We start from the raw sequence: 14603 nt of genomic DNA on the forward strand, positions 1-14603 counted from the left end.
GCGGACGGAAAACCCCGTTCGCGCCATCCCCGAGTGGTCGTGACCATGCACACAGGACTACGGTCCCCTCATGCCCAGGTCTCGTCAGCCCCGCCGACAGGCGACTCTGGCGTCGATCGCCGCCGAGCTGAAGATCTCCCGCACCACGGTCTCCAACGCCTACAACCGCCCGGACCAACTGTCCGCCGAGCTGCGCGAACGCATCCTCGACGTCGCCAAGCGCCGCGGCTACGCCGGTCCCGACCCGATGGCACGCTCGCTCCGCACCCGCAAGGCCGGGGCGGTCGGGGTGCTCCTCACCGAGGCCCTGAGCTATTCCTTCCGCGACCCCGCGGCGATGAACTTCCTGTCCGGCCTGTCCGAGGCGTGCGAGGCCGCCGGGCAGGGGCTGCTGCTCATCCCGGCCGGACCCGGCCGCACCGACACCGAGGCCGCCCAGGTCGTGCACCGCTCCTCCGTCGACGGCTTCGTCGTCTACTCGGTGCCGCCCGGGGACCCCTATCTCGAGGCCGTCTTCGAACGGCACCTGCCCGTCGTCGCCTGCGACCAGCCGCGCGGCTTCGAGCACACCCCCGTGGTGGGCATCGACGACCGGCGGGCCATGCGCGACCTCGCGGCGCACCTCATCGAACTCGGCCACCGCGAGATCGGCATGCTCACGATGCGGCTCGGCCTCGAACGGCACGACGGTGTCGTCGACCTGTCGACCCTCGATGCCGACACCTTCCACGTCCAGCGCGAGCGGATCTTCGGCGTCCAGGACGCGATGCGCGCGGCGGGGCTCGACCCCGCATCGCTCACGGTCGTCGAGCGCTACACGCACACCGCCGAGGACGGCATCTCCGCCGCCGCGCAGATCATGCGCGTCAACCCACGCATCACCGCGCTGGTGTGCACCACCGACGTCCTCGCGCTCGGCGCCCTGGGCTGGGCGAACCAGATGGGCCTCGACGTCCCCGGCCACCTGTCGATCACCGGTTTCGACGGCATCGACGAGGCGCTGCGCGAAGGCCTCACCACCGTGAAGCAGCCGCAGAAGGACAAGGGCCGCCGGGCCGGCGAACTGCTGCTCGCCGCGCCCTCGCACTCCGGCGTCCCTGCCGTCGAGACGCTCGGCACCCAGCTGTGGTTCGGCACGACCTCCGGCCGCGTCGAGAGCGAGTGGTACGCCGAATAGCCGGCTCTCCGGGTTTTCAGCGGCGCAGTGCGTTTCGGGCGTGCTCAGCGGCGCAGGCTCGCGGGCTCCGATCCGGACAGCAGCTGGGCGCAGCGCAGCAGGCCGATGTGGCTGTAGGCCTGCGGGTGGTTCCCCAGCGACCGCTCGGCCACCGGGTCGTACTCCTCGCTCAGCAGACCCGTCGGCCCGGCCGCCGCGACCAGCTGCGCGAACAGCGCCTCCGCGTCGTTGCGCTGCCCCACCAGCAGGTACGCCGCGACCAGCCAGGCGGCGCAGAGGTGGAAACCGCCCTCGGTGCCGGGCAGGCCGTCGTCGCTGCGGTAGCGGTAGACCGTCGAGCCGCTGCGCAGCTCCCGTTCGGTGGCCTGCACGGTCAGCCGGAACCGCTCGCTCTGCGGGTCGACGAGACCGGTCAGGCCGATGAACAGCGTCGCCGCGTCGAGGTCGGTGCCGTCGTAGGCCGAGGTGTACGACTGGACGTCGTCGTTCCAGCCCTTCTCCTTCACCTCTTCGGCGATCTCCTCGCGCAGCGCGGCCCAGCTCTCGCCGGCCGGGCGGCCGAACTTCTCCGCGAGCGTGAGCGCCCGGTCGACGGTCAGCCAGCCCATGACCTTCGAGTACACGTGGTGCCGCGGCGTGTGCCGGATCTCCCAGATGCCGTGGTCGGGCTCGAACCAGCGGCGCTCCACCGCCGTGACCATCGAGCACACGAGCTCCCAGTCGCGGTCGGTGAGGGCCTGGTCGTGCGGCACCCCGCGTTCCTCGCGCCGGTGTGCGAGATCGGAGATGAGGTCGACGATCGGGCCGAACACGTCGAGCTGCACCTGCTGGTTGGCGGCGTTGCCGACGCGCACCGGGCGCGATCCCGCGTAGCCGGGCAGGTTGTCGAGCACGGCCTCGGGTGGCAGGGCGCCCCCGGCGAGGGTGTACAGCGGGTGCAGACGCTCGGGTCCGGGCACGGTCTCGAGCACCCGGTGCACCCAGTCGAGGTAGTTCTCCGCCTCCTCGAGCGAGCCGACGCGCACCAGTGCCTGCGCGGTGAGCGCGGCGTCGCGCAGCCAGCAGTAGCGGTAGTCCCAGTTGCGGACGCCGCCGATCTCCTCGGGCAGCGAGGTCGTCGCCGCGGCGAGGATCGACCCGGTGGGTTCGTGGACCAGGCCGCGCAGGGTGAGCGCCGACCGCTTGACGAGATCGGGCTTGAGCGGCGGCAGTTCGAGGGTCGACGCCCACTGGTGCCAGTACGCCTCGGCGGCGGCCCGGCGGTCGACCTCCTCGACCGGATGTTCGCCGAGATCATCTGTGCCACAACGCAGTTCAAGAATCACGTCGCCCTCGGTCGGGTCGACGACGGCGTGCGCGGTCTGGTGCACACCGTCGGTGGTGATCTCCCAGCGGACACCGGGAGAGCGCAGGACGTAGGGCTCGTTGAAGCCCATCACCCGGAGGCCTTCGTCCTCCACCTCGAGGGTGACCTGCCCCTGCCCGAACTCCGGGCGCGGCGCGAAGGTCACCGCCGCGGTGGCGCGGCCGGTGATCACGCGGGTCAGGTCGGTGCGGCCCGGTTCGACGTCGTGCGGCAGGTAGTCGATCACCGCGAGCGATGCCCAACGGGTCACCACGGTCATCGTCGAATCCACGTAGCGCTGGCTCAGCGGCAGGGCCGCGCGGGTCGGGCCGATAGTGAAGTGACCGGCGGCGTCCCCACCGAGCAGGTGCGCGAAGACCGCGGCCGAGTCGGGTTCGGGATGGCACAGCCAGGTGATGGTGCCGTCGGGGGTCACCAGTGCCTTGGAGCGGGGGCTGGCGAGCATCGTCAGGCGCTCGATCGGCGCGACGTGCGCGCCGGACAGCCAGGTGCGGCGTTCCTCGAGGAGGAAGGCCAGTGCGGCAATGACCTCCTCGGTGGTGCGCACCCGGAACTCGGCGTCGGTCTCCCCGTCGCCGATCTTCACGCCGACGTCGGGGCCCTGCAGCGAGCGGAAGGCCTTCTCGTCGGTGACGTCGTCGCCGAAGAACACCGCCGCGGTGGCGGCCTCCTGGTGTCGGATGATGTCGAGCGCCTTGCCCTTGTCGGTGGGCACCACCGACAGCTCGATCACCGACTTGCCCTCGGTGACCTGCACGCCGGGGCGCAGGGCGAGATCGTTGCGGATCACGTCGAGGGCCGCGGCGGCGTCCTCGGCGCTCGCGTTGCGCACGTGCAGGGCGGCGCTGGCCGGCTTGACCTCCACGTGCACACCGGCGACACGCGCGGCCACGGACCGCATGGCGTCGACGATCTCCGTCAGCAGTTCCTTGGCGTCGGGGTCGATCTCGTGCACGAATCCGATGTCGAACTCGGAGCCGTGGCTGCCGACGAGTTTCACCTCGATCGGCAGGCGCGACAGCGCCGCGAGATCCTTCAGTGCGCGACCGGAGATGACGGCGGCCGAGGTCGAGGGGAGTACGGCGAGTCCACGCAGCGCCCGTACCGCCTCGTCGTGTGGATAGGCCTTCTCCGGGTCGGACACGAGGGGCGAGATGGTGCCGTCGTAATCGGTTGCCACGAGCAGCCGCGGCGTCCGTGCGACAGCCACCAGAGCACGTCGAAGTTCAATCGGAAGGTCGTGGGCACTCACTCGACCACGGTAAGCCAGACCGGCAGGGGATTCCCCCGGAGTGGGCCTACCCGTTACGTGTTTCCGGTAACAGGGGCTGTCGGTTGTCGACGGCGACGGTCTTCGCGCCCCGTGAACCCTCGCCGAGCAACAGGTCGACGGTCAGTTCGAGCCGGCGCGCGACGTCGGTGGCCGACGAGCGGCGGGTGAGCCAGGCGACGAGGTTCGACAGCCACACGTCGCTGATGACGCGGGCGATGGCGAGTTCCTCCTCGGTGGGTTCACCCTCGTTCATCGCCCGGGCGAACAGCCGGTCCATGAGGGTGCCGACCTGATCGACCTCGGCGGCGGCCGAGGCGTCCGCGAACATGAAGGCGCGGGTCATGGCCTCGGTGAGCAGTGGGTCGCGCTGCATGGCCTTGGTGATGAGGCCGAGGATGAGGTGCATGCGCTCGAGAGGGCTGCGGCCCGGCGGGATCTTGCCCTTGCTCTCGATACGGGCGAATTCACGGCCGAGGGCCGAGACGAGCAGGTGGACCTTCGACGGGAAGTACCGGTAGAGGGTTCCCACCGCCACATCGGCGCGCTCCGCGACGGCACGCATCTGCACGGCTTCGTAACCGCCCTTGGATGCGAGCGCCAGGGTGGCGTCGAGAATCCGCTTCCGGCGTTCCTTCTGGGCATTGGAACTGAGATCGTCCTCGGTGAGGGCGGTCAGTGTTCCGTGTCCGTTGGAACGTGAGCGGGACGGGGTGGCCATAAATTCGTTTCCTCACGCCTTGACTCTGAACCGGTGTCATATTAGAACACGTTCTAGCAATCGTGTCATTCGGAAGGGCGGAAACCGCTGTGAGTATCGCCACGACCGAGGAGCAGCGGGCCGTTCAGGCGTCCGTGCGGGCCTGGTCACGGGCCGTCGATCCCATCTCGACAATACGACGCACGTCGGAGGCGACGTGGCGCGACGGGTGGACGGCCCTCGCGGAACTGGGACTGTTCGGAGTCGCCGTGCCGGAGAGCTCGGGTGGACTCGGCGCGACCGCCGTGGACCTCGCCGTCATGCTCGAACAGGCCGCCCACGAACTCGCGCCCGGTCCCGTGCTGACCACGGCCGTCGCGGCCCTGGCCTTCGGCCGCGCCGGGGAGCCGGTCGCCAAGACGGCCGAACGTCTCGCCGAGGGAGCCGTGCCCACCGCGCTGGCCCTCGAGAGCGCGGTGTCCGCCGCGGCGGACGGGGAGGGGTACGTCCTCCGCGGCGACGCCGGCCTCGCGCTCGCGGCCGAACCCGGCGTCGCCGTGCTCGTCCGCCTGGACGACGACGGTGACGGGGAGCGCTGGGCGCTGGTCGAGGCCGACGATCCGGGGCTGCACCTCGAACCGCTCGAGAGCGTGGACCACTCGCGTGCCCTGGCCCGCGTGCGGCTCGACGGCGCGAACGTCACCGCCGAGCGCGTCGCCGCGCTCCCGGCCGGTCTCGTCCGCGATCTCACCGCGGGGCTGGCCGCCGCCGAACTCGCCGGCATCGCCGGTTGGGCGCTGACCACCGCCGTCGACTACGCCAGGATCCGCGAACAGTTCGGCAGACCCATCGGTTCGTTCCAGGCCGTCAAGCACCTGTGCGCCGAGATGCTGTGCCGCACAGAGAAGATCCGGGCCGTCGCCTGGGACGCCGCGGTCGCCGTCGACACCCAGCCCGACGAACTGCCGATCGCCGCTGCGGTCGCCGCCGTCGTGGCCCTCGACGCGGCGGTGCAGACCGCCAAGGACGCCATCCAGGTCCTCGGCGGGATCGGCTTCACCTGGGAACACGACGCGCACTTCTATCTCCGCCGCGCGGTCGCGACCCGGCAGGGACTCGGCGGTTCCGCCGCCTGGCGGGCGCGGGCCACGGCACTGGTCCGCGGCGGGGCGCGGCGGCATCTCGGCATCGACCTGTCGGACCGGGAGGACGAACGCGCCCGCATCCGCGCCGAGATCGCGGAGATCGCCGCCCGACCCGAATCGGAACGCCGTGTCGCCCTCGCGGAATCGGGATATCTCGCCCCGCACTGGCCGGCTCCCTACGGGCGTGGCGCCGGCGCCGCCGAGCAACTGATCGTCCAGGAGGAACTCGCCGCGGCCGGGATCGAACGCCCCGATCTGGTGATCGGCTGGTGGGCGGTGCCGACCATCCTCGAGCACGGAACCACCGAGCAGATCGAACGTTTCGTGATGCCCACCCTGCGCGGCGACGTGGTGTGGTGCCAGCTGTTCTCCGAGCCCGGTGCCGGTTCGGACCTCGCTTCGCTGCGCACCACCGCAGAGAAGGTCGACGGCGGCTGGGTCCTGAACGGGCAGAAGGTGTGGACCTCCCTGGCGCAGGAGGCCGACTGGGCGATCTGCCTGGCCCGCACCGACAAGGACGCACCCAAACACAAGGGCATCACCTACTTCCTCGTCGACATGAGGTCGGCGGGCATCACGGTCTCGCCGCTGCGGGAGATCACCGGCGACGCCCTGTTCAACGAGGTCTTCCTCGACTCGGTGTTCGTGCCCGACGACTGCGTGGTGGGCCCGCTCGGCGACGGATGGAAGCTCGCGCGCACCACCCTCGCCAACGAGCGCGTCGCGATGGGCGGTAAGTCCTCGCTCGGCCCGCGCATCGAGGAACTGCTCGAACTGTCGGCACCGGGCGATCCCGTCGCCGACGACCGCATCGCCGTCCAGATCGGTGAGGCGACCGTCGGGTCGCTGCTGGACCTACGGGCCACGCTGGCGCAGCTCCAGGGTCAGGATCCGGGTGCGGCGTCGAGCGTGCGCAAGCTGATCGGCGTCCGGCAGCGCCAGGACACCGCCGAGCTCGCGATGGACCTCGCGGGGGAGGCCGGTCGCGTGGAGGGGGCCCTCACGCGCGAGTTCCTCAACACCCGGTGCCTGACGATCGCCGGTGGCACCGAGCAGATCCTGCTCACTGTCGCGGCCGAGCGGCTGCTGGGCCTGCCCCGCGACTGACGGGTCCTTCCGCCCGGCCCCGGGGAATGCTACAACTAGAACACGTTCTATTCGAAGGTGGTAACGGTGGACTTCGCACGTGACGAAACGCAGGAGGAGGTCGCCGGCGTCGCTGCCGATCTCCTGGCGCGCGGCCTCGACGACGACGCCCTGTGGACGGCCCTCGCCGACGCCGACCTGCTGTCGCTCGCGTTGCCCGAACGGCTCGGCGGCTCCGGTCTCGGCATCGCAGAGGCGACCACCGTCCTCACCGAGATCGGCCGCGGCGGCGCACGGACCCCGGCACTCCCCACCATCGGCTTCGGCATCCTGCCGATCCTCGCGCTCGCCGACGACGCACAACAGGACGAGCTGCTCGCCGGGATCTCCGAGGGATCGGTCCTCACCGCCGCACTCGCCGAACCGGGGCGGGCCTTCCCTGCATCGCCCGGGGCCGTCGCGAAACCGGTCGACGGCGGGCACGCGGTCACCGGCTCCTTCGTCGCCGTCCCGTATGCCGACACCGCCCGGGCGATCCTCGTCCCCACCGACGCCGGCGTCGTCGCGCTCACGCCCACCACCGAGGGGGTGACCCTGCGCCCGAGCCCCACCTCCACCCACGCGCCCGAGTTCTCTCTGCGCGCGGACGGTGCGGTGGGCACCCTGCTCGGCGAGGGCGGCCCCGACGCCGTCGCCACCCTCTACCGTCTCGCGCTCGCCTCCATCGCGGCCTTCGCCGACGGGCTGCTCTCGGGGGCAACCGATCTCACCGCCAGGCATCTGAGCGAGCGGCACCAGTTCGGCAAGCCGCTGGCCACCTTCCAGGCCGTGGCCCAGCAGATCGCCGATGTCTACGTCACGTCCCGCACCCTGCACGTCGCGGCCCTCTCGTCGGTCTGGCGCGTCGCCGAAGGGCTCGACGCCGCAGACGATCTCGACGTCACGGCCTACTGGATCGCCGCGGAGCTGCCCCCGGCGATGCGCGTGCTGCACCACCTGCACGGCGGTATCGGTGTGGACGAGACCTATCCGCTGCACAAGTATTCGTCCGCCACCAAGGATCTCGCCCGCCTGCTCGGCGGTGCGTCCTACCGACTCGACCTCGTGGGGGCCCGGTGTTCATCGAACTGACCGACGAACAGCGCGCGCTGCAAGCCGAACTGCGCCGCTACTTCAGCACTCTGGTCTCCCCGGAGGAGGCCGCGATCATGCGCACGGAACGGCACGGCCCCACCTACCGGGAGGTCGTCCGCCGCATGGGCAAGGACGGCTGGCTCGGCGTCGGCTGGCCCGTCGAGTTCGGTGGCCGCGGCTTCGGCGACGTCGAACAGCAGATCTTCGCCAACGAGGCCGTCCGCGCCGACGTGCCGCTGCCGAGCGTCACCCTGCAGACCGTCGGCCCCACCCTCCAGGTGTACGGCACCGAGGAGCAGAAGCGGAAGTTCCTGCCGGGCATCCTCGCCGGCGAGATCCACTTCGCGATCGGCTATTCCGAACCCGAGGCCGGCACCGACCTCGCCGCCCTGCGCACCACCGCGGTCCGCGACGGCGACCACTACATCGTCAACGGCCAGAAGATCTTCACCACCGGCGGGCACGACGCCGACTACATCTGGCTCGCCGTCCGCACCGGCACCCCCGAGTCGCGGCACCGCGGCATCTCGGTGCTCATCGTCGACACGAAGGACCCCGGCTTCTCCTGGACGCCGATCATCACCTGCGACGGTGCGCACCACGTCAACGCCACCTACTACAGTGACGTGCGGGTGCCGGTGGAGATGCTCGTCGGCGAGGAGAACAAGGGCTGGAAGCTCATCACCACCCAGCTCAACCACGAACGCGTCATGCTCGGTCCCGCCGGCCGTGTGGCCGGCATCTACGACCGGCTCGTCGAATGGGTCCGCGCCCACGACCTGCAGGACCGCCCCGAGGTCCGTCGCGCTCTCGGTGAGATCCACGCGATCGAACGGCTCAACGAACTGCTGAACTGGCAGGTCGCCTCGAGCGGCAACGATGCCGTCGACATCGCCGACGCCTCGGCCACCAAGGTCTTCGCCACCGAACGCATCCAGCGCGTCGGGCGTCTCGCCGAGGAGATCGTCGGTGCCTTCGGTGATCCCGCGGACGAGGACACCGCCGACCTGCTGAGCTGGCTGGACATGATGGCCAAGCGCAACGTCGTCATCACCTTCGGTGGTGGTGTCAACGAGGTGATGCGCGAACTCATCGCGACGGCGGGTCTGGGCATGCCCCGGGTGCCGCGGTGACGGAGGAGAACGGGATGAGCACAGCAGATACCGGTGCGGCAGAACGGATCCTGCAGGCGGCGGAGCAGGTCCGCCGCGACGGACCCTCGTCCCCGCGCCCCGGACGCGACCCGGTGAACCTGCCGATGATCCGTAACTGGCTCGAGGCCATCGGCGACGACAACCCGATCTACACCGACGAATCCGCTGCTCTCGCAGCCGGACACGGAGGCCTCGTCGCACCCCCGGCCATGGCCCAGGTGTGGACGATGCGTGGTCTCGGCGCCGAGCGGGAGAAGGACGACCCGCTGGGCCGGATGACGAAGATCCTCGACGACGCCGGATACACCTCCGTCGTCGCCACCAACTGCGACCAGATCTACCACCGCTATCTGCGGCACGGTGAACAGGTGACCATCGAGTCCACCCTCGAGGACGTCGTGGGTCCCAAGAGGACCGGGCTGGGGGAGGGCTGGTTCTTCACCACCCGCAACATCTGGAAGGTGGGCGACGAGGTCGTCGCCGAGATGCTGTTCCGTATCCTCAAGTTCGCGCCCCCCACCGCAGCGGCGGAGCAGAAGAAGCCCGAGAAAGGTTCGGTCCCGGAGGATCTCGACCCCACCCGGATGCTGCGTCCGTCGGTCTCCCACGACACCCGGTTCTTCTGGGAGGGCGTCGCCGCGCACGAACTGCGCATCCAGCGCCGCCCCGACGGCAGCCTGCAGCACCCGCCCGTCCCGGCGCTGTGGCTCGACAAGACGGAGACGACCGATTACGTCGTGTCCTCCGGTCGCGGAACGGTCTTCAGCTATGTGGTGCACCACGCCCCGAAGGTGCCGGGACGGCAGGTGCCGTTCGTGGTCGCGCTCGTCGAACTCGAGGAGGGTGTGCGCATGCTCGGTGAACTCCGCGACGTCGACCTCTCCGATGTGCGAATCGGGATGCCGGTCCGCGCAACCTATCTCGATTTCCCCGGTGACGACGAGACCGGCGGGCAGCCGTGGACCCTGTACGCCTGGCAACCCCTCGAGGAGAACGCGTGAGCACACCCACCGTCGCCGCGGGCGACACGCTGCCACCGCTGACGATCCACGCCGATCCCACCTTCGTCGTCTCGACGGCGTTGGCCACCAGGGACTTCCAGGACGTCCACCACGACCGCGACAAGGCGCAGCAACGCGGTTCGAAGGACATCTTCGTCAACATCCTCACCGACACCGGTCTCGTGCAGCGTTACGTCACCGACTGGGCCGGTCCCCGAGCGGTCGTCCGCTCGATCTCCCTGCGGCTCGGTGTGCCGTGGTACGCCTACGACACCCTCACGCTGACGGGCACCGTCTCCTCGGTCGAGGACGGTCTCGTCACCGTCGATGTCACCGGAACCAACAGCCTGGGCAAGCACATCACCGCCGTGGCGACGTTCGTGATCGGAGGTGCCGCATGAGCGGACTGTCGGGCAGGGCCGCCATCGTCGGCATCGGTGCCACCGACTTCTCGAAGGATTCCGGCCGCAGTGAACTGCGCCTGGCCGCCGAGGCGGTACGGGACGCACTCGACGACGCCGGGCTGACCCCCGCCGACGTCGACGGCCTGGTCTCCTTCACGATGGACACCAACACCGAGGTTGCGGTGGCCCGCTCCGTCGGCATCCCGGAGATGACCTTCTTCTCGCGCATCCACTACGGCGGCGGCGCGGCCTGCGCGACCGTCCAGCAGGCGGCCATGGCCGTCGCGACCGGTGTGGCCGACGTGGTGGTCGCCTACCGCGCCTTCAACGAACGCTCCGGTGCCCGCTACGGGCAGGTCAACACCGCGCTGGCCCAGCAGGTGAACTCGTCGGGCACCGACAACGCCTTCTCGTATCCGCACGGGCTGAGCACCCCGGCCTCGTTCGTCGCGATGGTCGCGCAGCGCTACATGCACCTGTCGGGGGCCACGAGCGCCGACTTCGGTGCGGTCGCCGTCGCCGACCGGGCGCACGCCGCCACCAACCCGAAGGCCTTCTTCCACGGCAGGCCGATCACCCTCGAGGACCACCAGAACTCGCGCTGGATCGCCGAACCGCTGCATCTGCTGGACTGCTGCCAGGAATCGGACGGCGGGGTCGCGCTGGTGATCACCAGTGTCGAGCGCGCGAAGGACCTGAAGCAGACCCCTGCGGTGATCAGCGCGGCGGCGCAGGGCAGTGGGCCGGATCAGTACATCATGACCAGCTACTACCGCGACGAACTCGCGGGACTGCCCGAGATGGGCATCGTCGGTCGGCAGTTGTGGCAGCAGTCCGGGATCGGCCCCGAGGACGTCGCCACGGCGGTGCTCTACGACCATTTCACCCCCTACGTCCTCATGCAGCTCGAGGAACTCGGCTTCTGCGGGCGCGGGGAGGCCAAGGACTTCGTCGCCGAGGGCATCGAACTGGGTGGGCGGCTGCCGATCAACACACACGGTGGTCAGCTCGGTGAGGCCTACATCCACGGCATGAACGGCATCGCCGAGGGCGTCCGGCAGATCCGGGGCAGTGCGGTCAACCAGGTCGACGACGTCGAGCACGTCCTCGTCACCGCAGGCACCGGCGTGCCCACCTCCGGACTGGTGTTGTCGCGCTCCTGAGTTCGGTCCGCCGAGTTCGTTCCGCGCGCACCTCCGCGGATCCGCGCCTACCATGGGCCCCACCTGGCCGGTGACGAGATCCGCGGAGGGCACCCGTGACGGATACGAGCCCACGAGTCGTACATCCCACGCGTGAGCAGCGGATCCAGAACGGCCGGCTGGCGCGGCGCATCACGCCCGTCGCGTCGCTGGCCGACCTCGCTGAGTCCGACCGCGATCCGGTTGCCCTGCTCGAGAAACAGGCCGGGACCCGAGTCCCGCAACTCGTCCCCGTCCGGTACGGACGCATGGCGACGGCGTCGTTCGCCTTCCTGCGCGGCGCGGCCCTGGTGATGGCCGACGACCTGTCCCGCACACCGAACAGCGGGCTGCACACCCAGCTCTGCGGCGACGCGCATGCGAGCAACTTCGGTTTCTTCGCCACCCCCGAGCGCCGGACGGCGTTCGACGTCAACGACTTCGACGAGACCTATCCGGGTCCGTTCGAATGGGACGTCAAACGTCTCGTCGCGAGCCTCGAAGTGGCCGGACGCGACAACGGGTTCACCGCGAAGGAGCGCCGGAAGATCACCAGGGCGTGCGCGGCGGAGTACCGCGAGACCATGCGCAGGCAGGCCGAACTGGGCAACCTCGCGGTCTGGTACTCGCACGTCCAGCCGTCTGCCGGGAATCTCGGGCAACTCGGGCCGGTCGACACGGTCATGGAGAAGCGCACCCGGAAGGTCCTCGAGAAGGCTGCGCGACGCGACCACCTGCACGCCCTCGGCAAACTGACCATCGTCGTGGACGGGCAGCGCCGGATCATCAGCGCACCTCCGCTGCTGGTGCCGGTGGAGGAGGTGTTCGCCGACCTCGACGCCGACGGGGTCTACGACGAACTGCACCGCCGCCTGCGCTCCTATCGCGCCACGCTGCAATGGGATCGCCGGATCCTGCTCGAACAGTTCGAACTCGTGCAGGCGGCCCGCAAGGTCGTCGGGGTCGGCAGCGTGGGCACACGGGCCTGGATCATGCTCCTGCGCGGCGCGGACGACGACGATCCGCTCTTCCTGCAGGCGAAGGAGGCCCAGCGGTCGGTGCTCTCGTACTACGTCGACGGCCCCACCTACGCGAACGAGGGCGAACGCGTCGTGGACGGTCAGCGGCTCATGCAGTCCGCGAGCGACATCTTCCTCGGCTGGCAGCAGGGTCCAGGCGTTGACGGGGTGGTCCGGGACTTCTACATGCGTCAACTGCACGACGGCAAGGGATCGGTGGACATCGAGGAGATGGTGCCCAAGGGCATGAAGCTCTACGGCCGGTTGTGTGCCCGGGTCCTGGCCTTCGCCCACGCCCGGGGCGGCGACCGCGTGGCCCTCGCGACCTATCTCGGCGACGACGAGGAGTTCGACGAGGCCCTCGCGGCCTTCGCACGCGCCTACGCCGACCGGACCGAGCAGGACCTGCAGGCACTGCGCACCGCGATCGAACAGGGGCGCGTGAAGGCGAAAACCGGTCTGTAGAAGGACGAATCCCGCCGAAAACGCCGACGGAACCTCGCAGCCCGCCCATAATTCGGAGGTCATCACCTTCTCGAAAGGGATCGTCATGTCCGAAGATGTGCGTACGAGGCAAACGGGCAGCAGTGCAGAACGGGGAACCGTCGAACAGGGCAGTGTCAAACAGGGAATCGCGGCCGGTACGTCGCTCGGTGCCGCCGTCATCCTCGTCACCCTCGGTGTGATCACGCTGCTGCAGGGCATTTCGGCGGTGGCGAACGACGAGGTGTTCGTCGTCGGTATCGAGTACATCTACAAGTTCGACTTCACCACCTGGGGCTGGATCCACATCGTCATCGGTGCCCTCATGGTCCTCGTGGGCGCCGCACTCATCGCGGGCGCGACCTGGGCCCGCGTGACGGCGATCGTCCTCGCCGCGCTGTCGATCGTCGCCAACTTCCTGTGGCTGCCCTACTACCCGTGGTGGTCGATCCTCATCATCGCCCTCGACGTCGTCGTCATCTGGGCGATCGCGACCTGGAACCCGCGGGGCGTCGAGTCCTGATCCCGCACCACGCTGCGTCCTCACGGCTCGTCGTCGTGGGCGGGCCGATCGCCGGGTTCCTCGTCGTTCGTCGTGCCGTCGACCGGATGCCGGGGTAGTCGCCCGGTACCGAACAGTGCGGCGATCGCGAGGAGCCCGGTGACGGCGAAGCCCGCCTGCAGGGCCTGCAGGCGGGCCTCCGCGTTGACGTCGGTGATCGTCTGCACGGTGTCTCCGTCGACACCTGCCTCCTCGAGCGCACCCGCGAGCCGGGTGTCGGACAGGAAGGGGACCCCGTCGGCGAGTTCGGTGGTCGCCTGTTGCTGCACCGCTGCCGGTATCGAGGGATCCTCCTCGATACCGGCCTGAACGGACGACGTGAGTGCCGCGATGAGGATCGAGCCGATCAGCGCGGTACCCAGCGATGCCACGAGATCGGTGGTGGTGTTCTGCAGTCCACCGACCTCGGTGCTCCGGGAGTCGGGCACGGCCGACACCGTGATCGCCCCGAGCTGGGAGGCCGGCGCCCCCAGCCCGGCGCCCATCAGCAGCATCGGTATCGCCACGACGCGCGCGTCGGTACCTGGGTCCATCCCGCGGTGAGGATCAGGATTCCGGTGATCATCGCTCCGAGCCCGATCCGGACGGTACGACGCGGGTCCGCACCGGGACGCAGCTTCGGGAACCCCACCGCGACGGCCATCGCACCGGCGGCGGCCACGAGTCCGTAGGCCGCCGAACGACGTTCCGGTGGGAAGTTCGAGGCGACGAGCGAGACGATCGCGGGCATGATCAGGGCCGCGCCGACACCCTCCGGCAGCGACCAGCCCAGGAGCAGCGTCGCCAGGTTCGGGGCGAGTCCGGTGACGAAGGACCCGACACCGTAGACGATCAGGCCGAGGCCGAACGCCCTGGGGAACCGCCCGGACGCCGGCACCGCCGGAACGAGGGACGAACAGGTCCACGCGGCCGGTCCTGCGC

Annotated in this window: 11 protein-coding genes and 1 pseudogene; 9 read left to right on the top strand and 3 right to left on the bottom strand. The window is 69.9% G+C overall.

The window, feature by feature from the left end:
* Positions 1–70 precede the first annotated feature (70 nt).
* A complete protein-coding gene (locus tag OED52_RS02195; protein ID WP_264153073.1) occupies positions 71–1177 on the top strand; it encodes a LacI family DNA-binding transcriptional regulator in 1107 nt (368 codons plus the stop codon).
* Positions 1178–1221: 44 nt separating this feature from the next.
* On the opposite strand, the gene otsB is transcribed toward OED52_RS02195, so the two are convergent.
* Both otsB and kstR read right to left on the bottom strand, forming a co-directional pair.
* Positions 1222–3795, bottom strand: coding sequence for a trehalose-phosphatase (gene otsB, locus OED52_RS02200; protein WP_264153074.1), 2574 nt, complete (start codon positions 3793–3795; stop codon positions 1222–1224).
* Between the two features lie 46 nt (positions 3796–3841).
* The gene (kstR, locus tag OED52_RS02205; protein ID WP_264153075.1) at positions 3842–4534 is read right to left on the bottom strand and encodes a cholesterol catabolism transcriptional regulator KstR; all 693 of its coding nucleotides are present in this window, start codon (positions 4532–4534) and stop codon (positions 3842–3844) included.
* Between the two features lie 89 nt (positions 4535–4623).
* Here kstR and OED52_RS02210 point away from each other — a divergent pair, with 89 nt between their 5' ends.
* From OED52_RS02210 to OED52_RS02245, 8 genes are all read left to right on the top strand, one after another.
* Positions 4624–6765 carry an acyl-CoA dehydrogenase gene (locus OED52_RS02210; RefSeq protein ID WP_264153076.1) on the top strand — a complete coding sequence of 714 codons (2142 nt, stop codon included), beginning with the start codon at positions 4624–4626 and terminating at the stop codon, positions 6763–6765.
* Between the two features lie 66 nt (positions 6766–6831).
* Positions 6832–7875: an acyl-CoA dehydrogenase family protein gene (locus tag OED52_RS02215; protein WP_264153077.1), complete on the top strand. Its 1044-nt coding sequence runs from the start codon at positions 6832–6834 to the stop codon at positions 7873–7875.
* Positions 7860–9011 carry an acyl-CoA dehydrogenase family protein gene (locus tag OED52_RS02220; protein ID WP_264153078.1) on the top strand — a complete coding sequence of 384 codons (1152 nt, stop codon included), beginning with the start codon at positions 7860–7862 and terminating at the stop codon, positions 9009–9011. Before OED52_RS02215 ends, OED52_RS02220 begins: the two co-directional genes overlap by 16 nt.
* Before the next feature lie 14 nt (positions 9012–9025).
* On the top strand, positions 9026–10033 hold the full coding sequence (locus OED52_RS02225) for a bifunctional MaoC family dehydratase N-terminal/OB-fold nucleic acid binding domain-containing protein (RefSeq protein WP_264153079.1): 1008 nt from the start codon (positions 9026–9028) through the stop codon (positions 10031–10033).
* Entirely contained in the window at positions 10030–10434 is a 405-nt protein-coding gene (locus OED52_RS02230) for a MaoC family dehydratase (RefSeq protein WP_264153080.1), read from the top strand. The genes OED52_RS02225 and OED52_RS02230 overlap by 4 nt, the downstream gene beginning before the upstream one ends.
* Positions 10431–11600 (top strand): lipid-transfer protein, encoded by a 1170-nt coding sequence (locus OED52_RS02235; protein WP_264153081.1) that lies wholly within the window; start codon positions 10431–10433, stop codon positions 11598–11600. Before OED52_RS02230 ends, OED52_RS02235 begins: the two co-directional genes overlap by 4 nt.
* Before the next feature lie 95 nt (positions 11601–11695).
* The gene (locus tag OED52_RS02240) at positions 11696–13102 is read left to right on the top strand and encodes a DUF2252 domain-containing protein (RefSeq protein ID WP_264153082.1); all 1407 of its coding nucleotides are present in this window, start codon (positions 11696–11698) and stop codon (positions 13100–13102) included.
* Between the two features lie 85 nt (positions 13103–13187).
* Positions 13188–13643, top strand: a complete 456-nt coding sequence (locus OED52_RS02245) for a DUF7144 family membrane protein (protein WP_264153083.1) — start codon at positions 13188–13190, stop codon at positions 13641–13643.
* 20 nt (positions 13644–13663) lie between these two features.
* On the opposite strand, the pseudogene OED52_RS02250 reads toward OED52_RS02245, so the two are convergent.
* A pseudogene (locus OED52_RS02250) lies at positions 13664–14535 on the bottom strand (MFS transporter); the annotation flags it as partial.
* Positions 14536–14603: the final 68 nt, after the last annotated feature.

Origin of the sequence: Rhodococcus sp. Z13, assembly GCF_025837095.1 — a bacterium.
GTDB lineage: Bacteria > Actinomycetota > Actinomycetes > Mycobacteriales > Mycobacteriaceae > Rhodococcus > Rhodococcus sacchari.